Annotated in this window: 21 protein-coding genes; 11 read left to right on the top strand and 10 right to left on the bottom strand. The window is 72.0% G+C overall.

The features are described from left to right. Positions 1 to 224: 224 nt before the first annotated feature. Positions 225 to 752, top strand: a complete 528-nt coding sequence (locus tag QCD66_RS34135; protein ID WP_364221041.1) for a hypothetical protein — start codon at positions 225 to 227, stop codon at positions 750 to 752. A 2-nt stretch (positions 753 to 754) separates the two neighbouring features. Here QCD66_RS34135 and QCD66_RS34130 read toward each other — a convergent pair whose 3' ends face one another. Genes QCD66_RS34130 through QCD66_RS34100 form a run of 7 tightly spaced genes read right to left on the bottom strand, consistent with a single transcriptional unit; the run spans position 755 to position 9055 of the window. Then, positions 755 to 1360: a hypothetical protein gene (locus QCD66_RS34130; protein ID WP_375735830.1), complete on the bottom strand. Its 606-nt coding sequence runs from the start codon at positions 1358 to 1360 to the stop codon at positions 755 to 757. Between the two features lie 13 nt (positions 1361 to 1373). After that, on the bottom strand, positions 1374 to 2501 hold the full coding sequence (locus QCD66_RS34125) for a M23 family metallopeptidase (RefSeq protein WP_375735831.1): 1128 nt from the start codon (positions 2499 to 2501) through the stop codon (positions 1374 to 1376). After that, complete coding sequence (locus tag QCD66_RS34120; protein ID WP_364221032.1) at positions 2498 to 3049, bottom strand: hypothetical protein; 552 nt, start codon at positions 3047 to 3049, stop codon at positions 2498 to 2500. Before QCD66_RS34120 ends, QCD66_RS34125 begins: the two co-directional genes overlap by 4 nt. Positions 3050 to 3053: 4 nt before the next feature. Continuing rightward, a complete protein-coding gene (locus tag QCD66_RS34115; protein ID WP_364221029.1) occupies positions 3054 to 4973 on the bottom strand; it encodes an MFS transporter in 1920 nt (639 codons plus the stop codon). A gap of 1 nt (position 4974) precedes the next feature. After that, complete coding sequence (locus QCD66_RS34110; RefSeq protein ID WP_375735833.1) at positions 4975 to 8307, bottom strand: ATP-binding protein; 3333 nt, start codon at positions 8305 to 8307, stop codon at positions 4975 to 4977. 55 nt (positions 8308 to 8362) lie between these two features. Beyond that, on the bottom strand, positions 8363 to 8725 hold the full coding sequence (locus QCD66_RS34105; RefSeq protein WP_212825763.1) for a hypothetical protein: 363 nt from the start codon (positions 8723 to 8725) through the stop codon (positions 8363 to 8365). Between the two features lie 15 nt (positions 8726 to 8740). Further along, positions 8741 to 9055, bottom strand: a complete 315-nt coding sequence (locus QCD66_RS34100) for a hypothetical protein (protein ID WP_357535314.1) — start codon at positions 9053 to 9055, stop codon at positions 8741 to 8743. 326 nt (positions 9056 to 9381) lie between these two features. Between QCD66_RS34100 and folP the strand changes: the two genes are divergently transcribed. From folP to QCD66_RS34070, 6 genes are all read left to right on the top strand, one after another. After that, the gene (gene folP / locus QCD66_RS34095; protein WP_407566927.1) at positions 9382 to 10362 is read left to right on the top strand and encodes a dihydropteroate synthase; all 981 of its coding nucleotides are present in this window, start codon (positions 9382 to 9384) and stop codon (positions 10360 to 10362) included. Beyond that, positions 10359 to 10727: a dihydroneopterin aldolase gene (gene folB / locus QCD66_RS34090; protein ID WP_357535317.1), complete on the top strand. Its 369-nt coding sequence runs from the start codon at positions 10359 to 10361 to the stop codon at positions 10725 to 10727. Before folP ends, folB begins: the two co-directional genes overlap by 4 nt. Then, positions 10724 to 11287 carry a 2-amino-4-hydroxy-6-hydroxymethyldihydropteridine diphosphokinase gene (folK, locus tag QCD66_RS34085; protein WP_364221021.1) on the top strand — a complete coding sequence of 188 codons (564 nt, stop codon included), beginning with the start codon at positions 10724 to 10726 and terminating at the stop codon, positions 11285 to 11287. The genes folB and folK overlap by 4 nt, the downstream gene beginning before the upstream one ends. A 47-nt stretch (positions 11288 to 11334) precedes the next feature. After that, positions 11335 to 11805 (top strand): DUF3180 domain-containing protein, encoded by a 471-nt coding sequence (locus tag QCD66_RS34080; protein WP_375735839.1) that lies wholly within the window; start codon positions 11335 to 11337, stop codon positions 11803 to 11805. A 191-nt stretch (positions 11806 to 11996) separates the two neighbouring features. Further along, positions 11997 to 13406, top strand: coding sequence for an ABC transporter permease (locus tag QCD66_RS34075; protein WP_375735835.1), 1410 nt, complete (start codon positions 11997 to 11999; stop codon positions 13404 to 13406). A gap of 100 nt (positions 13407 to 13506) precedes the next feature. Next, on the top strand, positions 13507 to 13812 hold the full coding sequence (locus QCD66_RS34070; protein ID WP_364221015.1) for a hypothetical protein: 306 nt from the start codon (positions 13507 to 13509) through the stop codon (positions 13810 to 13812). A 279-nt stretch (positions 13813 to 14091) separates the two neighbouring features. Here QCD66_RS34070 and QCD66_RS34065 read toward each other — a convergent pair whose 3' ends face one another. Next, positions 14092 to 15120: an ABC transporter ATP-binding protein gene (locus QCD66_RS34065; protein ID WP_375735836.1), complete on the bottom strand. Its 1029-nt coding sequence runs from the start codon at positions 15118 to 15120 to the stop codon at positions 14092 to 14094. A gap of 2 nt (positions 15121 to 15122) precedes the next feature. Between QCD66_RS34065 and QCD66_RS34060 the strand changes: the two genes are divergently transcribed. The 4 genes from QCD66_RS34060 (at position 15123) to QCD66_RS34045 (ending at position 19130) form a co-directional block, all read left to right on the top strand. Continuing rightward, positions 15123 to 15845, top strand: coding sequence for an ABC transporter permease subunit (locus QCD66_RS34060; RefSeq protein ID WP_357535326.1), 723 nt, complete (start codon positions 15123 to 15125; stop codon positions 15843 to 15845). Continuing rightward, positions 15842 to 16564, top strand: a complete 723-nt coding sequence (locus QCD66_RS34055; protein ID WP_357535328.1) for an ABC transporter permease — start codon at positions 15842 to 15844, stop codon at positions 16562 to 16564. Before QCD66_RS34060 ends, QCD66_RS34055 begins: the two co-directional genes overlap by 4 nt. A 195-nt stretch (positions 16565 to 16759) precedes the next feature. Continuing rightward, positions 16760 to 17761, top strand: coding sequence for a glycine betaine ABC transporter substrate-binding protein (locus QCD66_RS34050; RefSeq protein WP_357535330.1), 1002 nt, complete (start codon positions 16760 to 16762; stop codon positions 17759 to 17761). Positions 17762 to 17912: 151 nt separating this feature from the next. Next, on the top strand, positions 17913 to 19130 hold the full coding sequence (locus QCD66_RS34045; protein ID WP_407566926.1) for a hypothetical protein: 1218 nt from the start codon (positions 17913 to 17915) through the stop codon (positions 19128 to 19130). A gap of 3 nt (positions 19131 to 19133) precedes the next feature. Here QCD66_RS34045 and QCD66_RS34040 read toward each other — a convergent pair whose 3' ends face one another. Both QCD66_RS34040 and QCD66_RS34035 read right to left on the bottom strand, forming a co-directional pair. Next, positions 19134 to 20291: an NADH-quinone oxidoreductase subunit D gene (locus tag QCD66_RS34040; protein ID WP_375736792.1), complete on the bottom strand. Its 1158-nt coding sequence runs from the start codon at positions 20289 to 20291 to the stop codon at positions 19134 to 19136. Between the two features lie 41 nt (positions 20292 to 20332). After that, the gene (locus tag QCD66_RS34035; protein WP_375736797.1) at positions 20333 to 21292 is read right to left on the bottom strand and encodes an SAM-dependent methyltransferase; all 960 of its coding nucleotides are present in this window, start codon (positions 21290 to 21292) and stop codon (positions 20333 to 20335) included. Positions 21293 to 21409 lie beyond the last annotated feature (117 nt).

The raw sequence follows: 21409 nt of genomic DNA, 5'->3' as shown, positions 1-21409 counted from the left end.
CCCGCCCCTTCAAGCTGGCCACCCCGTCCGCCTTTCGTCGTGGCCGGCACGTCCGTCGAAAGACGACCGTATCCCAAGAACCGCACCGCCTTTCACGGACGCGCAGGCAGTGCGGCCAGGGTCGACGGGGTGACTACGCATAGTTAACGATCGAGCCGTTGTGGTTACGGAGATGGAGGTTCGCGCCCGTTGGGTCGGGGCGCCAGGGCCGATAACCTCGGTACGTGGAATCAGCGATGCCTCCGGTGCAACCCGGTCAGCGGTCCGCGTACGGGCCCGGCGGTTCGATGCCCCGGGTACGGCGGCTCCGGCTGGTGCTGTCGGTGTTGGGCGGGATGATCGCGTTGCTCTGCGTCGGTGGGGCGGGAGTGGTGTACGTCGCGTACGACACCGTGACCCAGCCCGACCGCAGCGCCCCGGACGTTGTTGTCGACAACTATCTGCGCGCGGTGTTCGTCGAACGTGACGACGTCAAAGCGGCCATCTTCACCTGCCCAGAGTCCGCCCGGCTGGCTCCGCTTTTGCTGCTTCGTGCGGACCTGTTGAGCCGTGAGCAGGAGTTCGGCACTCAGTTCAACGTCTCGTGGGGGAGCCTGGGAATGATAACGCGCGATGAGTTTGCCGAGGTCACGCTGGAGTTGAGGATTTCTGCCTCGGTAGATGGTTTCGAGCAGAGCGACCTTCAGGGCTGGCGTTTTGAGCTGGCAGAGTCCGATAGTTGGCGGGTGTGTGCCGCGGCAGAAAACGCCTAGTGTCACTCGATCCAGAGTAGATGGACCGGTACTTCCAGTGTCTTGGGTGGCTGGCCGGTCCAGGCCCAGCGGTACCAGTCCATCTCGGTGGCGACCCGTACGCAGATGTCCCCGTCGCTGCTCGTGTGCATGTCGGTGACCGCGCGCAGATCGCGCCGCTCCACTCCGTCGGAGACCTCGACCACCCGCCGACCGACCAGCGCGTCGGCATCCACCACCGGTACCGGATCGCGGCGGGCCGGCGCGTCGAGCGAGACCAGCCGCGAGAGCACGTCGGTGCGCGACGGGCGGTCGGAACTCGCCGGTCCGACCGTCTCCAGCCACACCCGCTCGGCGGGTACCAACGGCGCGAACACCTCGATCTGCTCCGTCTCGGCGCGGTACCAGTCCTGTTCGACGATGACCGGCACGTAGCTGCGACTGCCCTGCACGACCGTCTCGTCGGCGCGGAGGTCCGTGCGCCAGCCGAGGCCGGGCAGCCCGACGAGTACCCGCCGTCCGCGTAGGTCGTTCCGGCCAGCGGCCGGGGTGGGAACGATCGGCCGCGGTGGCCGCGGCGCCCAGTCGGGCTGGTCCGCGAACGGGTCCGGGATCGGTTCTTCACCCATCAGCGTCCCCGGATCATGTACCGGCCCCCAGGGGGGCGCCCACGTCCCGCATGAATCGCACCGGGTCGACCGCGCCGCGGCTGCTCCGGTCGCCGTTGATGTGCACCTCGAAGTGCAGGTGCGGACCGGAGGAGCGGCCGCTGGTGCCGACCAGTCCGATGACCTGACCGGCCGCGATCTTCTCGCCGACGGCGACGTGCGGCCGGCTGACCATGTGGCAGTACCGGGTGACGATGTTGCCGGCATGGAGCATGTCGACGTACCAGCCGCACCCCGCGGTGGACGGGGAGCCGTCCGAGTCGCAGGACCAGGGTGGTGCGCTGTCGGCGTCGCACCGGGAGACCAGCACCCGCCCGGCGGCGGCGGCCCGGATCGGCGTACCGCGGCCGGAACCGAGGTCGACCCCGTGGTGGCTCGGCCGCGCCGCCGTCCGGAATCCGGAGACGATGCCCTCGCCGACCGGCGCGGTCCAGCCGGACGCGGCGACCTCACCGTCCGTCGCGCAGCGCAGATCGGAGACCGCACCGGCCGCCCGCGCCGCACCGTCGGCCAGGATGTTGACGATCTGCGTGGCGAGCGGTTCGTGCTTCGCGTACGCGTCGGGGAAGGCGCTGACCTGTACCTTCTGGGCCGCCTCGGTGAGCGGCATCTGCTGCCAGCCTTTGACGGTGAGCAGTTTCTGGTAGAACTTTCGGGACGCGTAGACCGGATCCTGGAGCTGGGCCGGCGTGCCCCAGCCCTGGCTGGGCCGCTGCTGGAATAGCCCCACCGAGTCGTGGTCGTTGTCGGCACCCAGGTGGGGCAGGTTCGACAGCGCCGACTCCTGCATCGCGGTCGCCACCGCCACGACCCAGCCCTTGGGCGGCACGGACATCTCCGCACCCACGTTGATGATGACGGCCGCGTTGCGGATCTGCGCCTCACCGTACGGGTCGATCCGGGGCAGGTCGCCGTTGGCGTCGACCGGCCCACTCTCGCCGCAGCCGAAGCTGGACAGCAGAAGGGAGTCGTCCTCCGTCGCCGGGTCGGTGAGGAAGAGCGCGGTCACGCCGCCGGCGCAGCAGAGCGCCACCAGCACGGTGGTGATTCCGAGGGCCAGCACCCCGCGCCATGGCCGGCGTCGGCTGCCGCCCGTGGTCATGCCCGCTCCCAGTCGACGCCGTCGACCAGCCAGCGGTCCGACGAGGTGACCATCCGCAGCCGTAGCCGACCGGAGTCGACCGGGACCGTCGCGTCGGCGAGCCCTTCGGCGTACGGGGTCAGGGCGGGATCGCCGGTCACCCGGCTGGCGGGCACGACCGCCGGGTCCACCCCGCTCAGTTTGTCGGCGAGCGCGGCCGTCGAGTGCGGGAGCAGCGCGGCGTGCCAGTCCTCGGCCGAGACGTCCTGATGGTCCACCCAGGCCGCGGCGAAGGCGCGGGCGACGGTTTCCGGCGCGGGTGTGCCCGGCCGGGCCTTGATCGACGGTTGCGGTGGTGGCGACACCACCCCGTCGTCACCGGTACCCGGGTCGATGGTGACCAGGGGACGCACCGGTGCCCCCCGGGGCACCTCGTCACCGGTCCCGTCCGGTCCGGACACCAGCCGGGCCAGTGCCACGATGCCGAAGATCGCCATGCCGAGCGCGACGGCGACCCACACCCGGGACCGGAAGACGCCGACGACGAGGCGTTCCAGTGCGCGTCTCAACCGGTCACCTCGCCTCGGTACGCACCCGCGGCGCCGGCTCGGGCGTCGTGCGGTCGCTGGAGCCCGGACGGTAGATGGCGAAGGAGGGAGCACTCTCCGGGACGTCCGGTTCGGTCCACTGCGCGGGGCGCCGTGGCCGGACCGGTGGCCGTGACGGTTCGCGGGAAGGGGTGGCCGCCGGCTCCGCCGCCGACGACGGTGCCTTCTCCCCGGAGCGTTCCCGGCCCTCGGAGGAATGCGCCGGATCCTCCAGCCGCGCCTCCGGGCGCAGGTTGGACTGTTCGACGACAACCTGCCGACGTTTGCCGGACTGCGGTTCCGCGGAGCTACCCGGTTCGGCGCTGTTGAGCTTCGCAGCCTCGCGCATGTCCTTGAAGAACTGGCGGTGCCACGAGCCGGCCGAGGTGACCGCGGCGGTGGCGTCCTTGCCCCCGAGCTGGGTGATCCGCCGGTACGGCCGGAGCAACAGCCACCCGACCACGCCGCAGAGCCAGACCAGCACCACCTGCAGCCAGCCCGGCAGGGTCGGGGTACTCATCACCAGATCGACCGCCAGGAGGTAGACGGCCGCACCGGTACCGAAGATTGCGATGTTGAAGATGGCGGCCACGACGGCGTTCCCGAGCCGCCGGATGCCGGCACTGGCCGGGCGCATCAGCCCGACCGTGCCGAGGATCGGTGCGGCGACGACCGCCCACCGGAAGATCAGGAACCCGAGCAGGACCAGCAGCGACGCGGTGAGATCGAACATTGCGAACAGGAGCGCGGCGAGCACGGCGATGAAGCCCGCCCCCACCCGGTCCATGTCCCGGGTGCCCTGGAGGTACTCGTAGGCCTCCGGATCCTCGGCCCGGATCTGCTCGGCGACCTTCATCCACTGCCGGCCCTTGGCGTCGATGGTCGCCTGCCGAGTCGCGGGGTTGTCCCGCAACTTCTGCGCCTCGTCCCACGACAGCGACTTGGCATCGTAGAGCGCACGCCCGTACTTCCGGGCCGTCTCGGTGTCCGCGGAGCCGAGCACGCCGCGCAGCCAGTTCCGGTAGAGCATCGTCTCGGTGGATGTGTCGCTGGCCCGTACCGCGGGTGGTCGTTTGTCGACGCAAGCGTCGGGATTGGGGACGGCGCATTTGTCCGGTGGCACGTCTCTGGCCGCCGGACCGACCGCGTCGTGTACGACGCCCAGGCCGCTCACCAGGGCCCGGTCCGCGATGTTTGCCGATGCCACCGGCCACGCCGCCACGGCGGTCACCGCCACCATCACGAACACCGCCCATCCGGCGGTCGTCATGGCGTTGCTCATGTCGGACTGCCGGGAGCGCCAGATGAGGTAGAGCCCCACCACGCACAGCGTGACGATGCCGAAGACGCTGAACACCTTCTGGTAGATCGCCTTCGTGGCCTGCTCGACCAGGGGATCGGCCCAGCCCCACATCGACTGGGGGCTCCAGGCCCGTTCCCGCAGCGCGTTCGAGGCACCGATGATCGCGGTGGCGATCATGAACTCGCCATTGGCGATCGTCGTGGTGACCCGGTATTCCGGGTGTAGCAGCGTCGAGGCGCAGCCGCCCTCGATGTCGTACGTGGTGTAGCTGTACCCGGCGTAGCCGTAGTCGCTGTAGAGCCCCTGCGGGCCGGGGAGCTTCGACGAATCGGGCCGCCCGGCGAACCAGCCGGCCAGTCCGGAGTCGGGAGTGCCCGGAGTCGGGGCGGTCAGGCACTGGGCGCGGGCCTCGGTGACGTCCTGGAGGCGGTCGACGCAGGCCCGGAAATCGGCCTGCCACTGCTCGGTGGTGCAGAGTTCGGCCGGGGCCCGGGCCGGCAGCGGGGCGGCTTGCGCCGGGCTTGCCCCCAGCGCCGGCCACGACACGGTCGCCACCGCACCGACGAGTACGGCGAGGAGCATGGCCATGGCCCGCCTGGCCATGTCAGGACTCCAGATCCGGCAGTTCGGAGGTGAGGGCTGTGGGTGTCGGTGTCATCGCGGCCGGTGTGGTGTCGAGGTGGTCGAGCAGACCCTCGACGTACGACACGTCCACGCGTACCTTCTGCACGCGACCGTCCACATCACGCATGACGAACTCCCGGAAGCCGAGCCGAGAAGCCGATGACGCATCCACGTTGGACAGGGAAGCCAGGGTGGCCTCGTAGCCGTCGTTGACCGGCACCCGGAGCAGCCGCAGGGCCTCCGAGGCGATCTCTTCGTCCTCGGCGATGCGGCCGACGAAGACGGTGGAGACGAGGTTCTGTACGTCGAGCCCGAGGATGTCGCGCGGGTTCTGCGACGCGACCAGGGCGGACAGGTTCCACTTGCGGGAGTCGCGGGCCAGCCGGACCAGGAACGAGCGTCCGGAGCGCCACCCCTCCATGAAGTGCGCCTCGTCGAGGCCGACCAGTTTGCGGGACGACATGGAGCCGCCGTAGCAGCGCCGTACGGCGAGCCGGTGCGCGGTGTGCAGCATCGGCAGGGCGAGGGCTTCCTCGGCTGACCAGTACTCGCGTTCGATCTTGAGGTCGGGCAACCGCAGACCGGCCATGGTGATGACGGTCAGGGTGGCGTCGGCGCCCAGTAGCCCCTCCGGCGGACGGCCGAAGAAGAGCAGGGCCAGCGGCATCTCGGCGGTGTCGAGGAGCAGGTTGGCGAGTTCGCGCCCCTCGTGGTCGTCGAGGCCGGCCAGGCAGGCGACCACGTCGTCGAGCGTCGAGGTCTCCTCCGCCGGCACCTGCCGTACGGCGTGTCGCAGCAGGGTCGCCGTGGACGCCTCCCGGGCGACCTGCGGTGGCACCAGCATCATGCAGATGTCCTGGACCAACATGCGGCGTTCGGCGCGGGCGTTGGAGACGGCGATCTCGAACTCACGGTCGCCCGCCGCACCGGTCGGGAACTCCGACCGCAGCGGAGTCGGGATCAACGCGTACGGGGCGAGGGTGCCCTGCTCGGAGCCGGTCAGGTTGAGCACCCGCGAGTACGGCCGCAGTTCGGGCATCGCGCACAGCCGGGCGAGCGGTCCGGACGGGTCGAGCAGCGTCACCTGCACGCCCCGCCGGGCGGCGAGGTAGCCCAGCGCGCCGAGCAGGGTGGACTTGCCGCCGCCGGGTTCGGCGACGAAGACGGCCAGCCCGGAGCGTTCGCGGACCTCCATCGGGAAGTGCAGGTCGAGGAAGACCGGCCGGCGGCAGGTGCCGGCGGTCCGGCCGATCAGGTCACCGCGCCGGTCGCCGACGGTGGACGCGGCCTGTGGCAGCGCGGCGGCGAGCAGTTTCACCGGCATCCGGCGGACGTAGCCGGTGTTGGCGATCGGCTCGCCGGGGATGAACTCCCGGGCCAACCAGTCCTGGCTCTTCGGATGCTGGAGCGCGATCCGCAGTTCGCGGGAGTAGAGCTGGATCAGTCGACGGGCCCGTTCGAGGCACTCCTCGCGGGTCTTTCCGCCGACCGCGATCCGGTGCCAGCCGTGCGCGCGGGCCGATTCCACCGGCAGCCCGGTGGTCATCTCGTCGCCGATCACCAGTGCCCGCTTGGCGAGCCGTTCCAGTTCCGGGGGCGCGTCGATGCCGTGCTCGGCGTAGTCGAGTTGCTGGGAGCGGATCATCCGGAGCCGGTGTTCGAGGTTCCGGAACGAGTCGTTGGAGCCCAGGATGTCGAATCGGGACGACAGCTCCATCGGCCACGGCAGCCGTTCGTGGAAGTGCAACCACGGCTCGTGGCGTTCGGGGATCTCCAGCGGCTCCATCCGGCCGACGGCGAGTACGGCGACGTGCCGCTCCTCGCCGGTCATCCGGTTGACCAGCTTCACAGTGGAGCCGTACGGGGTGCGGTAGCGCTCGATCTGCTCGGTCAGGGCGAGCAGGTCGCCGCGTTCCCACCGGCCGTTGGTGACCGGTGACAGCACGCCGGGCGGCGCCATGCACAGTGCCACCGAGCGGTAGAGCAGCCACTCGAGCTCCTGCGACGTCACCCGGCGGCCGCGCATGCCGAACGCGGCGAGCACCTCGTCGAACTGTTCGACCGTACGGCCGAGCTTGCGGCGTTCGCCCTCGCCGACGCCGCGGCCGAAGGCCCGCAGTACCCGTTCGGCGAGCGAGTTGCCGATCGTACGGCGGGCGAAGGTCACCCCGAGGTAGGTCTGCCCCTCGGCGTGGTTGACCGACAGCAGGTGCCGCTGGGCGGCGACGAGGTGGTCGGACCACGACGCGGCCCCGGGTACGTCGGGCAGCGGGTTGGCCGTATAGGTGTCGATCGTCCGGGCCCACTCGTCGGCGGGGAACGGCCGGGTGGTCCGGCGCAGATGCAGCCGGAACCCGGCGAGCCCGGCGTACTGCTCGGAGATCGCCGAAAGGAGGGCCTCCCGTTCGGCGTCCGGCCGGAAGGCCCACCGCACCTCGGGCAGCCAGTACCACGCGGTGACGGTGTTGGGGGCGAACGTCAGGTGGCCGGCGATCTCGGAGATGGCCAGCTCGATCGACGGGTCGCGGTCGCTGAACTTGACCTTGGGGGGTTTGACCCGGACCGGTTTCGCTGCTGGCTGCTTCCGGGGCCGGCCGCGCTTGTCGGTCGCCGGTTTGTCGGCGCGGCGTCGGCTCGGGACCACGTCCTCGTCGGGTGGGATGGTGGCCGGCAGGGCGGACGGCTCCACCGGAACCGGTTGCTGGGCGGGGCTCGTGAGCAACTGGTCGATGGACGTGACCGGCTCGTCCGGAGCAACCGCGGCCGGTGGGGCGACCGGTGCTGTGACGTGGTGCGGTTCGGCGTCCGGCGGCACGACGACCGGACCGGATGGCGTCGCCGGCGTCGGCGCCAGCTCGTGCCGTACCGGTTCGGGCCGGCGGTGGGCGGTGGGGCCCGGATCCGGCTCCCAGGCCGGCGGCCGCTCGCGGCCGCCGGGCAGCTCCGGTCGGGGCCGGCGGGCCGGCGTCTCTGGCGAGGCGACCGGTCGGTTGGCCACGGCGGCGGGTGGATCGACCCGTGGCGGCGATTCGGCGAAGAGATCGAGGAACGGGGAGTCGATGTCGGCGTGCTCGGCGGCCGACGTCGGGTGGCGCCCCGCCGCCGGCGGTGCGGCCGGACGACCCCGGGGCGGTTGCGGCGCCTGGAAGACGGCGACCGCCCCGTGTCCGGGACTCGCCACCAGCTCGCCGTCGGTGCCCGCCTCCTCGGCAAGATCAGGCTCGTGGTAGTCGCGTGAACGCGTACCGTCACGACGGTTGCCGGTCGGGCGGCCGGCCGAGCGGGATGGGCCCGGCGGAGTGGAACGGGTCATGCTCTCGCCCCACCCAGGTCGCCGGCGGGTGGCGGGTTCCGCCGGATGTGTTCGCTCATACCAGTTCCTCCCGAACCCGGATGCGGGTGGCGATCAACCGGGGGTCGCGCCGTTCGACGGCCGGTTCGCGGGTGCGCCGCCAGTCGGTCAGTGCCGTCCGGATGACCATGCGTGCGGGCCGGTCGGGGTCGACGTAGCGGAAGATGAACGACGTCGTCACGATCGCCAGCGCGATTTCCCAGGCGGGGAACAGTTCGACGTTGAGCGTGAACATCCAGTGGATGAACATGTACAGCGGGACGAGCAGCATGAACAGGCCGTACTGGGCGTACGGGAGGTGTACCGGCAGCGTGTAGCCCGGCGGACCGAGGTAGACCAGTCGGGCCCGGTAGATGTCGTCGTCGGTGCGCAGCCGCATCTCGTGCCCCGCGCCCTATTCGAACATCAGATTGATCAGGTAATCCCCGACGAAGAACAGTGTGGCGGCGCCGGCGATGAAGGCGAGGCCGACGATCGCGATCGCCGAGCTGGTGAGCACCTTCGAGATCTCGCCCTTGCTGGCCCGGCCGATGAAGATCACGCCGAGTACGGCGAGCAGGATCGGGGCCACCTTGCTGGCCAGGAAGGTGACGACGCCCTCGGTGTTGAAGTCGGAGGGGGCCGGTTCGGCGGCGAGTATGGGGGCGAGCGCGTCGACCACCTGCGTGGCGCTCGTCCACGCCGCGTCGACCAGCTCTGTGGCGATCATCGGAAACCTCCCCGGTGCCCGGCCGGCGGAGCCGAGGCACTGCAGTTGTCAAGCCTTGCGAAGTGCCGAGTCGAGCATGGTCATGCTGACTCTGCGTCTCACCGCCACCGCGAATGGTGGTGGTTTCTGGGCGTTTTGTGCAACTTTGGCCCATCCCCTCGCGCTTGGACGTCTGAATGATGCGCAATTCCAAAGCGTACGGTGCGCCCTGCTTAGGAACAAGCTACGAAGAGTGTGGCTGGTGGTGCTGGCGTGGCGCGAGGAATCGTACACCTGTTCTAAGAGGTGGTGGCAAGGGGTTCTCCGGCCCTGGGTACCGTCTAGCCGTGCCTGATCTGCTGCGCGCCGACCATCCGGTGGTGATGGGGGTACTCAACGTCACGCCGGACTCGTTCTCCGACGGCGGGCGGTACACCGATCTGGACGCCGCCGTACGACACGGGGTCGAGATGCGCGAGCAGGGTGCCGACCTGGTCGACGTCGGCGGCGAGTCGACCCGTCCGGGTGCCGACCGGGTCGACGCCAGGACGGAGATCGCCCGCATCCTGCCGGTCGTCCGCGCGCTCGCCGACCTCGGCGTACCGATGAGCGTCGACACCACCCGGGCCAGCGTGGCGGCCGCCGCCCTCGAGGCCGGCGCGACGGTCGTCAACGACGTGTCCGGCGGGCTGGCCGACCCCGCGATGGCCGGGGTGGTGGCCGCCGCCGGCTGCCCCTGGGTGCTGATGCACTGGCGCGGCCACTCGAAGCGGATGCGTGATCTCGCCAGCTACTCCGATGTCGTCCGCGACGTACGGACCGAACTCGCCCGACGGATCGAGGCGGCGCTCGCCGCCGGGGTCGCCGCCGACCGCATCGTCATCGACCCCGGACTCGGCTTCGCCAAGGGCCCGCAGGACAACTGGCGGCTCACCATGGGCCTGCCGGACCTGCTGTCGTTGGGGTATCCGTTGCTGTTCGCCGCCAGCCGCAAGTCGTACCTGGGACAATTGCTCGCCGGGCCGGACGGGACGCCACGGCCGACCGGTGGCCGTACGGCCGCCACCGTCGCCACCAGCGTGCTCGCGGTCGCGGCGGGAGCATGGGGGGTACGGGTGCACGACGTACGCGAGACCGTCGACGCGCTCGCGGTGTGGCGGGCCAGCGGGCGCCCCCGGCTGGCCCCCGCCCCGACCGCCGCGGCCGCGGACCCGGCCCAGACCGTGGACCCGGCACCAACCGTGGACCCAGCCCCGACCGTGGACCCCGGGACCGGCCCCGGGCAAGGCGCCCGGAGCACCGACGTCGAAGGAGGACCGTCGCGATGACCGACCGGATCTCGCTGACCGGGCTGCGCGCCCACGGCCGGCACGGGGTCTTCGACTTCGAACGCGAGCAGGGCCAGGACTTCGTCGTCGATGTCGTGCTCGACGTCGACCTGCGGCCGGCGGCCGGCTCCGACGACGTCGGCGACACCGTCCACTACGGCGAACTCGCCGAACGTCTGGTCGCGGTGGTCACCGGCGAGCCGGTCAACCTGATCGAGACGCTGGCCGACCGGCTGGTGGCGGTGTGCCTGTCCGACGTACGGGTCAACTCGGCGACGGTCACGGTGCACAAGCCGCAGGCGCCGATCCCGCACGACTTCGCCGACGTCGCGGTCACCCTGACCCGGACCAGGCCGGGGACATGACCGGGCAGCGGAGCGCGGGCACCGGGAAACCCGGGACCCGGGCGGTGCTGTCGCTGGGCAGCAACCTCGGTGACCGGATCGGCCGGCTACGGGCGGCGGTGGCGTCGTTCGACGACGTGCTGCTGGTCGCGTCCGGGGTGTACGAGACGCCGCCGTGGGGCGACGCCGACCAGCCGGCGTACCTGAACGCGGCGATCCTGGTCGAGGACGCGGAGGCCACGCCGCGGGAGTGGCTGGAACGGGCCCGGGCCGCCGAGGTGGCGGCCGGCCGGGAGCGGGACCCGGCCCGCCGCTTCGGGCCGCGCACCCTCGACGTCGACGTGATCGTGGTCTGGGACGCCGACGGCGAGCCGGTGCTCAGCGACGACCCGGAACTGACCCTGCCGCACCCCCGGGCGCACCTGCGGGCCTTCGTGCTCCGGCCGTGGATCGACATCGACCCGTACGGGCGGCTGCCCGGCCACGGATGGCTGACCGACCTGCTCAACGCGGAGCCGCTGGCGAGCGAGGTCACGGACCTCAGCCCGCGACCGGATCTGCCACTAGAGTCGGTTTCGTGAGCGAACCGGACTCTTCCCGGCGTCGGCCGGCGCCCGAGCAGCCACGTCTGGGCCAGACCCGACCGGCCACGCTGGTCGTCGCCGGGCTGGCCGCGGCGGCGCTGGCCTGGCTCGTCATCAGCAATGTCTACTACCGGGCGTTCCCGGACCTGCCCTGGCTACCGACGGTGACGATCCTCGGTTTGGCCGTGCTGGAGGGCTACGCGGCCGTGAACACCCGGGCCCGGATCGACCGCCGGCCGGGGCGGGAACCGGTGGAACCGCTGACGGTGGCGCGCTTCGTCGTGCTCGCCAAGGCGTCCTCGCTGGCCGCCTCGATATTCGCCGGTTTCTACGGTGGGATCGCCGCCTGGCTGCTGATCGAGCCGACGAAGGCGGCGTCCGACGACCTTCCCGCCGCCGTCGGCGGACTGGTCGCGTCGCTCGCGCTGGTCGGTGCCGCGCTGTGGCTGGAGCGGTCCTGCCGGGTGCCGAAGCGGCCCGACGAGGAGCAGCAGGCGGACGAGTCGCGGGAATGATCGGGAAAACCCCGGGCAGCGACAACAGATACGGGGGGTGACGCCCAGGCGGCCACGCGGGTACGGTGCGTCCGACTGGTTCGACCCCGCCGACGTCGTCGGATCGGGCCGGTCATCCGACCGACTCGGCGTCCCGACGGCGACGAAGGGCCAGGCAGTGGTCGGCTGAATGACCACAGGAGGCCCGTGAGATGTCGTACGACGAGTCGAGGTTGCCCCGACGTGACCCGGCGGGCACCGATCCGCTGTTCGGCTCGCGGAACGACTCGGCCCTCGACCCCGGACGCGACTCCGACCCCGATCCGCTTCCGGGGCGCCGCGCCCCTGGCGGCCCGGCCGCGACCAGCCCCGCCGGCGTCGCCACGACCGCGGCCACCGGCTCCAGCACCGGCCCGGACGGGGCCGGCGAGCGCCGTACGGCCGATCCGGGCACGACCGCGACGCAGCGCACCGTGCCGCCGGCCGTTCTCGAGGACGTCTTCGACGACCCGGCGCACGGCGAGCCCGGCCGCGACCGGATGGCGATCCACGTGGCGTGGGAGATCGTTCTGCTGCTCGGCGTGCTGGCCGTGGCGTTCCTGCTGTACCGGGAGAACCCCGACGCCGTACGCGTCGACGCGCTCGACTCGCTGCTGGTCTTCGCGGCCGCGCTCGGCCTGCTCACCCTCGCCACCGGCCTGACCCTGCGCGCCGGCACGCCGAACCTCGCCCTGGGACCGGTCGCGATCGCCGCGGCGCTGCACTTCGCGGAGCAGAGCGACCGGGGGGTCCTTGACACGGTCGCGGTCGCCGCGCTCGCCGCCGCCGCCCTCGGCGCGGTGATCGCCGTCGTGGTCGTCGGGTTCCACGTACCCGCGTGGGCCGCCACGCTCGGTGCCGCGCTCGCGGTCATGGTCTTCATCGGGCAGCGGTCGGCGCCCGTGACGGTGCAGAGCACGTACGACCCGACCGGGCAGGCACTGTACTTCTTCGGCGGGTTCGCCGCCCTCGCCCTGCTCGGTGGCCTGCTCGGCAGCATCAGGGCGATCCGCCGGACGGTCGGGCGGTTCCGGCCGGTCGCCGACCCGGCGCGCCGCCGGGGAGCACTGGCGGGTGCGCTCGCCGCGGCGGTGCTCGTCTCGTCGATGCTGTTCGCCGTGGTGGCCGGGGTCCTCCTCGCCGGCGGCACGACCGGCCCGGTCGTGCCGACCCCGGGACTGGAGTGGACCGGGCTGGCGCTGGGCGCCACCCTGCTGGGCGGGACCAGCGTGTTCGGCCGGCGCGGCGGGATCTTCGGCAGCCTGCTGACCGTCGTGCTCGTCACGCTGTTCATCACGTACGCGGCGGAACGTGGTTGGGACATCTCGCTGTACGCGGTGGCCGCCGCGACGATCGTGGCCGGGTTGGTGGTCAGCCGGCTGGTCGAGACGTTCGGGCGGCCGAGGTCGGCCACCGTACGTGACGAGGACTGGCTGAACGAGCCGGCGATCACCCGTACCTCGGGCTGGTCGGAGCTGCGGTCGCAGGATCCGGACTCGTGGTCGAGCGGGTTGCCGCCGCAGCCCGCCGACCGGCGGCTGGACTCGTGGGGCAGCGGCCGCTGGGGTTCGGAGGACCGCTGATCCGGCGTGTTCGGGGGCGCCGACTCCCGGGCACCGGCCGTGCCGGCGGGACGATCAACGGTTACGCTCGGCCCATGAGCGAGCGAAGCGGGTGCGGGGCATGACCGAGTCGTCCGGCGGCGGGTCCGGCCCCGAGTTCGCCGAGCTGGACGCCCTGCCCACCGAGGAACTGCGCGAGCGGGCCTTCGCCGTGGCGCGGGACAACCGGGACGTGGCCTTCTTCTGGTCGGTCCTGCGGCACCTTCCGCACGCCGACGACGCCGCGGAGCTGGACGGTTCGCCGAACTCGGTGGGGCCGACGATCGACGACGCGGTCGCGCTGTGGCGTGAGTTCACCGGGCACGGCTACGCCGAGTCGGAGCCGTTGCTGCGCGCCGCCTTCATCGACTACCTGCTCAAGCACTGACCCGAGCCGACTGGTGGGTCGGACAAGGCCGCCGGTTTCCGGACAGTCGGTTTCGCCGATGGACCTGTGGGAAATACCGGGCACATGGCTTGCAGGGGTCGTTATCGGACTGCTCCGGGGCGCCTGGGCGGTCCGACGCCGGTGCGAGCCCCGCCAGCGGTCGTACACCAACGGGCCGTCGGCGTCGCGGGTCTCGGCGGCTACCGCAGACCTGATTCGGCACCACCCCCGGTGCGCGGCCGGGCTTGTCCCCCGGGTCCGGCCGCGCACTCCCCGGCGCTACCGTGCGGGGTCGGCCGGGTAGTCGATGCTGAGGATGCGATGCCGGCTCAGCAGGCCGACCGGCTCCGCCCCCTCGACGACCCGGCAGTGGTCGGCGTTCGTGGTCAGCATCCTGGCGAGCGCGTCGTAGAGCGACGAACCGAGTTCCACCGTGGGCAGTTCGTCGATGTCATCCACAGTGGATAGCGGGTCGAGCACGTCCCGGGACACCGGGGTGACGGCCAGCCGGCGGATACCCCGGTCGGTGCCGACGAACTCGCGTACGAAGGCCGAGGCCGGTTCGCCGAGCAGCTTCGCCGGTGAGGCGTACTGCTCCAGCCGGCCGCCCTGGGACAGCACCGCGATCCGGTCGCCGAGCCGGACCGCCTCGTCGAGGTCGTGGGTGACCAGGACGATCGTCTTGCGTACCTCGGCCTGGAGGCGCAGGAACTCCTCCTGCAACCGGGTACGCACGATCGGGTCCACGGCCGAGAACGGTTCGTCCATCAGCAGCACGACCGGGTCGGCGGCCAGGGCACGCGCCACGCCGACCCGCTGTCGCTGCCCGCCGGAGAGTTCGTGCGGGTAGCGCCGGGCGAACTTGCCCGGGTCGAGGCCGACCAGTTCGAGGAGTTCGTCGGCCCGCTTGCGGATCCGGTCCTTCGGCCAGCCGAGCAGCCGCGGCACGGTACCGACGTTGGTGCGGATCGTCTGGTGCGGGAAGAGCCCGACGTTCTGGATGACGTATCCGATCCGGCGGCGCAGGGTCACCGGGTCGGCGCTGGTCACGTCCTCACCACCGAGCAGGATCCGGCCGCCGGACGGCTCGATCAGCCGGTTGATCATTCGCAGGACGGTCGACTTGCCGCAGCCGGACGGGCCGATGAGGACCATCAGTTCGCCCGCCTCGACCTCCAGGCTCAGCTCCGAGACCGCCACCGTCCCATCGGGATACTGCTTGCGGATCCGGTCGAGCGCGATCGGCGCGGCGCCGGACGGCACGGTCGCTGCGGGCGCGGCGGAGCCCGCCTCCGGGGTAACGTCCACGTATGTCCTTCCGCGGATTGTCCAGCCTCACCGTGCTGGCCGGCGAGCGATTCGCCTACGAGGGCCCGGGCAATCCCTGGTTCTCCTGGCGGTACGTTCGGGACAACTCGGAGACCATCCTCGCCGCACTGCGCGAGCACGCGACCCTGACCGCGCAGGCGGTCGTCATCGCGGCGGTGGTGGCACTGCCGCTGGCGGTGGTCGCGTACTGGTTCCGGCCCCTCACCGGGCCGATTCTCGCACTGTCCGGCGTCCTCTACACGATTCCCTCGCTGGCGCTGCTCGCCTTCGTCGCCCCGTATGTCGGCACGACCAATCCGGCCTCGGTGCTGATCGCCCTCGTGCTGTACGCCCTGCTGTTGATGGTGCGCAACACCCTGGCCGGACTCAACCAGGTGCCGGAGGAGGCCCGGGACGCCGCGCTCGGAATGGGCTACGGCAGGCTCGGGCGACTGCTGCGGATCGACCTGCCGCTCGCGCTGCCGGGCATCATCACCGGCGTACGGCTCGCGACCGTCTCGACCGTGGCGCTGGTCACCGTCGGTTCCCTGATCGGGTTCGGCGGCCTCGGCGACCTGATCCTGGGCGGGTTCCGCAACAACTTCTACAAGGCGGAGATCCTGACCGGCACCATCCTGTGCGTGGGCCTCGCCCTCGTGCTCGACCTGCTGCTGGCCGGGATCGGCCGGCTGCTCACCCCGTGGGCCCGCGGGAGCGTGCGATGAACCCGATCGAGCAGGCGATCGTCTGGCTCAACGACCCGCTCAACTGGACCAATCCCGGCGGGGTCCTGGACCGGCTCGGCGAGCACCTCTACATCTCGGCGGCGGCGGTCGCGCTCGGCTGCCTGATCGCCTGGCCGGTCGGGCTCTGGCTGGGGCACACCGGCCGGGGCGGCGGCGCCGTGGTGCTCATCTCCAACCTGACCCTGTCGATCCCGACGATCGCCCTGCTGACCATCCTGCCGCTGACCTTCCTGGGCTTCGGCAAGCCGCCCGTGATCATCGCGCTGGCGGTCTTCGCGATCCCGCCGCTGCTCGCCAACGCCTACACCGGCGTGCGCCAGGTCGACCCAGAGACCCGGGAGGCGGCCCGCGGGATGGGACTGTCCGGTGGGCAGGTGCTGCGCCGGGTCGAGCTGCCGCTCGCGGTGCCCTACCTGGCCGCCGGGTTCCGTACCGCCGCGGTGCAGGTGATCGCCACGGCCGCGCTCGCCTCGTTCGTCAACGGGGGCGGGCTCGGGCAGATCATCAGTGCCGGGTTCGGGCTGGGCATGTCGGTCGGCGGTGGGCAGATCCTCGCCGGCGGTCTGCTCGTCGCGGTGCTCGCCGTACTGGTCGAGGGGGTGCTCGCCGTCGTCGAGCGGGCGGTGACGCCGCGGCCGTTGCGGCGTACCCGGGGACGGGCGGCGCGGCGGCAGGCGGCACCGGTCGGCAAGGCCTGACCGGACAGGCAGAACCGGTCACCACACGTAACTCCTCAACGCCACGTGACGATCTGATGACAACATCGCCCTCGAGTTGTCGCACCCGACGCTCATTGGGTTGGGTGAAAAGTAACGGGCGGCGACATCGACGAATCCGCCCGTCGGACACGCGGCCGGCCATCGTGGTCGCGCCGGGACACGGAAGGCGGGCTGATGCGCGCAGGTTCACGGTTGGCGTTGGGTGCGGTGGGAATGCTCGCCGCCGCGGGCTTCCTCGCCGGTTGCGGCGATGCCGGTTCCTCCGGCACCGAGGCCCCCGACACCGGTGCCTCGGGGGCCGGGTGCGCCCCGGTCGCCGGCACCCAACTCGTCGTCCTCGAAGACGACAAGAAGCTGCAGAACACCGACAACATCATCCCGGCGGTCAACGCCGAGGCGGCGACCCCCGAGCTGATCGCGGCGCTCGACAAGGTCTCCGACGCGCTCGACACCACCAAGCTCATCGCGCTCAACAAGGCGGTCGACGTCGACCGCAAGACGCCCAAGGTGGCGGCCGAGGAGTTCGCGACCGCCAACAACCTCACGACCGGTGTCACCGCCGGCCCGGGCGGCGCCATCACCGTCGGTGCCGCCAACTTCAGTGAGAACCAGACCCTCGGTGAGCTGTACCGCATCGTGCTCACGGCGGCCGGCTACGACGTCACCGTGCAGCAGATCGGCAACCGGGAACTCTACGAGCCGGCGCTGGAGAAGGGCGAGATCCAGGTCGTCCCGGAATACGCCGCCACCATGGCCGACTTCCTCAACGGCAAGGTCAACGGCGCGAACGCGCCGGCCGTCTCGTCGCCCGACCTCGACCAGACCGTGACCGGGCTGAAGACCGTCGGCGAGCCGGTCGGCATCACGTTCGGCAAGCCGTCGCAGGCGCAGAACCAGAACGCCTTCGCCGTGACCAAGGAGTTCGCCGACCAGTACGGCGTCACCACGCTGTCCGACCTGGCCAGCAAGTGCTCGGGTTCGGCGACGGTGCTGGCCGGCCCGCCGGAGTGCCCGCAGCGGCCGAAGTGCCAGGCCGGTCTGATCGAGGTCTACGACTTCCGGGCCGGTTCGTTCAGCTCGCTCGACGCCGGCGGACCGCAGACGAAGTCGGCGTTGACCAGCGGCACCGTGAGTGTCGGGCTGGTCTTCTCGTCGGACGGCGCGCTCGCCGGCTGACCCGTACCGTGGTGAACGGGCCGGCGTCCGGGCGGACGCCGGCCCGTTCCGTGCCCGGCCCCGACCGGGGGCCACCGGTCCGGGCGGTCGGCGCCGGTGCCGTGGCCGCTCCGGTTCCACGTCGAAGGTTCGGTCGGTAGGCTGCACAGCCATGCCCGCCGAGGAGGCACCCCTGAAGTTGGCCGTACGGCCCCTGCTGCCCACTCTGTTCTGGGTCGGGGTCGGGCTCGCGCCGCTCGCGGCGCTGCTGATCCTGCTGGCCCGGGGCGAGGGTGTGTTGCGGATCGCGGCCGTGCTCGCCGTCCTCGGCACGGTGCTGATCGGGCTCTCGGTGACCCTCGGCCGGGACGTCGGCGTCGGTCGCGCCGGTCTGGAGGACCGGCTGCTCGACGAGATCGACGTCCTGCGTGAGGAGTTGCGCACCGACATCTCGACCGCCGCGCGCGGCGCGCACCGCGTCTCCGGTGAGCAGCTCCAGCGCCTCCACGACGAGGTGCAGTCCCTGCGCGGACAGCTCGAGGCGATGCGGTCCGGTCCGGGGTGGGCCGAACCCGCGCCGGCCGCCCCCGGCCGCGGCGGCGCGCACCAGGGCGTCGCCGCGTCGCCGTACGCCGGCACCGCGGCCGTCGGTGCGCCGCCGGCCGTCGGCGCGGCCCCGCCCCCGGCCGGTGGGCGGGCGTCGGTTCCCGGCAGCGCCCCGATGTCGCGGGGGGTGGTCCGGCACACCGAAACCGTCCATGTCACGACCCGGCACACGATCGTCGACGAGGACGGTCCGGACTACGGCCAGGAGCGGTCCGGTGGCCTGCACGGCCGTCCCTACCGGCCCGAGGTTCCCGAACCGCCGGATCCCGGACCGCCCGCCCCGGACCGCTGGGATTCGGAGCCGCGCGCCGTGGAGGCGGCCCCGACCGGGTACGCCCACCGCTCCGCGAACCGGTGGGCCAGCCTGCGCAGCGACGAGCACGGCAGCGAACTACGGGTCGGTGAACGGCGGGCGGCCGCCCACGCCGACGGGTCCGGCGCGCAACTGCACGTCGAGGACCGGTGGGCGACCGTACGGCGGGAGGAGCCGCGAACCGGGGGGCGCCGCCGGGCCGAACCGGACGACGAGTGGCCGGTCGGGTCCCGGGCCGCGCCGGGCCGTGATCCGGGCCGGGCAGACCGGGGGCGGGCCGAGCAGGAGCCGGGCTGGCGGGACCGCGAACCCGACGGGCCGGGCTGGCGGGACCGGGAGCCGGACAGGGAAGCCGGAGCCGGGCGCCGTGGCGAGCAGCCGTCGCGGCGCGGGCGCCGCCGCCGGGACGACGATGAGGAACTGTCGTCCGGGTACGACGTCAGCCGGCATACCGACGACCGCTGGCGCTGACGGCTACTTGTCGACGTCGCCGACGACGAAGAACATCGACCCGAGGATCGCCACCAGGTCGGGAATCAGGCAGCCGGGCAGCAGCGCGGACAGGGCCTGCACGTTGGCGTACGACGCGGTGCGCAACTTCAGCCGCCACGGCGTCTTCTCGCCCCGCGACACCAGGTAGTAGCCGTTGACGCCGAGCGGGTTCTCGGTCCAGGCGTACGTGTGTCCCTCCGGGGCCTTCACCACCTTGGGCAGCCGGACGTTGACCGGGCCGGTGATCCGGTCGACCTCCTCGAGGCAGCGTTCCGCGAGGTCGAGGGAGACGTACACCTGGTCGAGCAGGACCTCGAACCGGGCGTGACAGTCGCCGGTGTCGCGGGTGACGACCGGGACGGTCAGCGACCCGTACGCCAGGTAGGGATCGTCGCGACGCAGGTCGAAGTCGAGCCCGCTGGCCCGGGCGACCGGCCCGGACGCGCCGTAGGCGGCCGCCTGCGCGGCGGTGAGCACACCGACCCCGACGGTGCGGGCGAGGAAGATCTCGTTGCGTCGGATCAGGTTGTCGAGGTCGGGCAGCCGGCCGCGGACCTGCCCGATCGCCGCGCGGGCACGCTGGGTCCAGCCGGCCGGGACCTCTTCCTTCAGGCCGCCGACCCGGTTGAACATGTAGTGCATCCGGCCGCCGGAGACCTCTTCCAGCACCGCCTGGAGGGTCTCCCGCTCCCGGAAGGCGTAGAACATCGGGGTGAGCGCGCCGATCTCCAGCGGGTAGGAGCCGAGGAACATCAGGTGGTTGAGCACCCGGTTGAGTTCGGCGAGCGCGGTGCGCAGCCACACGGCCCGCTCCGGCACCTCGATCCCCATCAGCCGCTCGACGGCGAGCGCCACGCCGAGTTCGCTGGAGAACGCCGACAGCCAGTCGTGCCGGTTGGCGAGGACCATGATCTGGCGGTAGTCGCGTACCTCGAACAGCTTCTCGGCGCCCCGGTGCATGTAGCCGACGACCGGCTCGCAGGAGACCACCCGCTCGCCGTCGACGACGAGTTTGAGCCGCAGCACCCCGTGCGTCGACGGATGCTGCGGGCCGATGTTGAGCACCATGTCGGCGGTGTCCAGGCCGGCGCCGGTGCCGACGGTCACCTCGCGTAGCGCACCGGTGGTCATGCCCGTCATCGTGCCATGGCGACGCGGTGGGACGGGACCGCCCGGGCCGGTCAATCGAGGACGATCGGGTCGATGCCGACCGGCTGGAGCAGCCACCAGTGTCCCCCGAGTCCGGTCGGCGCCAGCAGTTCGGCGGCGGCGGAGGCGGCGGCGAGGGCGCGGACGTACCCCGTCGGGTCGGTCGAGGCCAGGGTCAGCGGCGGCCGGCCGCCGTCGACCCCGAGCGCGCGCAGCGCGGTCCGCTGGGCGAGCAGCTGGTACGGCAGACCGGCCACCGCCGCGCCGGCCGCGGCGACGGAGTCGACGGCGACGTGCGCGGTGACGTCGCACGAGCCGTCGGGTACGGGGAGCACCTGGCGGCCGTGGCGGAAACCGGTGAGGGTGCCGGTCGCCGGCCGGTCGGCCCGTACGTGCCCGTAGTCGACGGCGAGGGCCAGCCCGCGGTCGAGCGTGCCGACCGCTTCCGCCCAGGCCAGATCCCGGGACAATCCGATCTCCGCCGGCCCGGCGCCGGGCCACCAGGAGGTCAGCCACCCGGCGTCGGCGGGGTCGAGCGGCGTACCGGTCGATTCCACGCCGGTTTCGGGGTCGACCAGGACGTAACGGGGCGGCGAGGCGGTCCCGCGGTCGGCGACGTCGAGCGGTACGTTGTCGAGCCACTCGGTCGCCAGCAGCAGGCCGGTCACCCGGTCCGGGAGCCGGTCCCGCCACCCGATCATGGCGGGCAGGTCGGCCGGGCGGGGGGCGAGTTCGACCGCGGTCAGCCGGAGCCGCTCGCGAAGCCCGGCGGGGGCGAGGCCGGCGAGGGCGGTGAGGAGTTCACCCCGACCGGCCCCGACGTCGACCACGTGCAACGGGTCCGGCCGGCCCAGGACCCGGTCGGTCCGGTCGAGCAGGCGCAGTACGGCGCCGGTGAAGGCGGGCGACGCGTGGACGCTGGTGCGGAAGTGGCCGGCCGGTCCCGGTCCGGTCACGAAGAATCCGTCCGGGCCGTACAGGGCCGCGGACATGGCCTCCCGCCAGCGGATCGAGGGCACTTCCACACCTTCCGTCGATGACCGGGCCACCCTAGCGGTGGGCGACGGTCGGTACCCGCCCGGCGCCCAGGTAATCGGATAAAAGGTGCA

It is taken from the genome of Polymorphospora sp. A560 (genome assembly GCF_045781765.1).
Taxonomy (GTDB): Bacteria; Actinomycetota; Actinomycetes; order Mycobacteriales; family Micromonosporaceae; genus Polymorphospora; species Polymorphospora lycopeni.
This window is presented reverse-complemented; position numbering and strand designations above follow the sequence as displayed.

Bases quoted from the DNA above. Each gene is read 5' to 3' on its own strand.
- QCD66_RS34130 (WP_375735830.1), bottom strand. From the start codon at position 1,360: ATGGGTGAAGAACCGATCCCGGACCCGTTCGCGGACCAGCCCGACTGG.
- QCD66_RS34125 (WP_375735831.1), bottom strand. From the start codon at position 2,501: ATGACCACGGGCGGCAGCCGACGCCGGCCATGGCGCGGGGTGCTGGCC.
- QCD66_RS34115 (WP_364221029.1), bottom strand. From the start codon at position 4,973: ATGGCCAGGCGGGCCATGGCCATGCTCCTCGCCGTACTCGTCGGTGCG.
- QCD66_RS34110 (WP_375735833.1), bottom strand. From the start codon at position 8,307: ATGACCCGTTCCACTCCGCCGGGCCCATCCCGCTCGGCCGGCCGCCCG.
- QCD66_RS34105 (WP_212825763.1), bottom strand. From the start codon at position 8,725: ATGCGGCTGCGCACCGACGACGACATCTACCGGGCCCGACTGGTCTAC.
- QCD66_RS34100 (WP_357535314.1), bottom strand. From the start codon at position 9,055: ATGATCGCCACAGAGCTGGTCGACGCGGCGTGGACGAGCGCCACGCAG.
- folB (WP_357535317.1), top strand. From the start codon at position 10,359: ATGACCGACCGGATCTCGCTGACCGGGCTGCGCGCCCACGGCCGGCAC.
- folK (WP_364221021.1), top strand. From the start codon at position 10,724: ATGACCGGGCAGCGGAGCGCGGGCACCGGGAAACCCGGGACCCGGGCG.
- QCD66_RS34075 (WP_375735835.1), top strand. From the start codon at position 11,997: ATGTCGTACGACGAGTCGAGGTTGCCCCGACGTGACCCGGCGGGCACC.
- QCD66_RS34070 (WP_364221015.1), top strand. From the start codon at position 13,507: ATGACCGAGTCGTCCGGCGGCGGGTCCGGCCCCGAGTTCGCCGAGCTG.
- QCD66_RS34060 (WP_357535326.1), top strand. From the start codon at position 15,123: ATGTCCTTCCGCGGATTGTCCAGCCTCACCGTGCTGGCCGGCGAGCGA.
- QCD66_RS34055 (WP_357535328.1), top strand. From the start codon at position 15,842: ATGAACCCGATCGAGCAGGCGATCGTCTGGCTCAACGACCCGCTCAAC.
- QCD66_RS34050 (WP_357535330.1), top strand. From the start codon at position 16,760: ATGCGCGCAGGTTCACGGTTGGCGTTGGGTGCGGTGGGAATGCTCGCC.
- QCD66_RS34045 (WP_407566926.1), top strand. From the start codon at position 17,913: ATGCCCGCCGAGGAGGCACCCCTGAAGTTGGCCGTACGGCCCCTGCTG.
- QCD66_RS34040 (WP_375736792.1), bottom strand. From the start codon at position 20,291: ATGACGGGCATGACCACCGGTGCGCTACGCGAGGTGACCGTCGGCACC.
- QCD66_RS34035 (WP_375736797.1), bottom strand. From the start codon at position 21,292: ATGTCCGCGGCCCTGTACGGCCCGGACGGATTCTTCGTGACCGGACCG.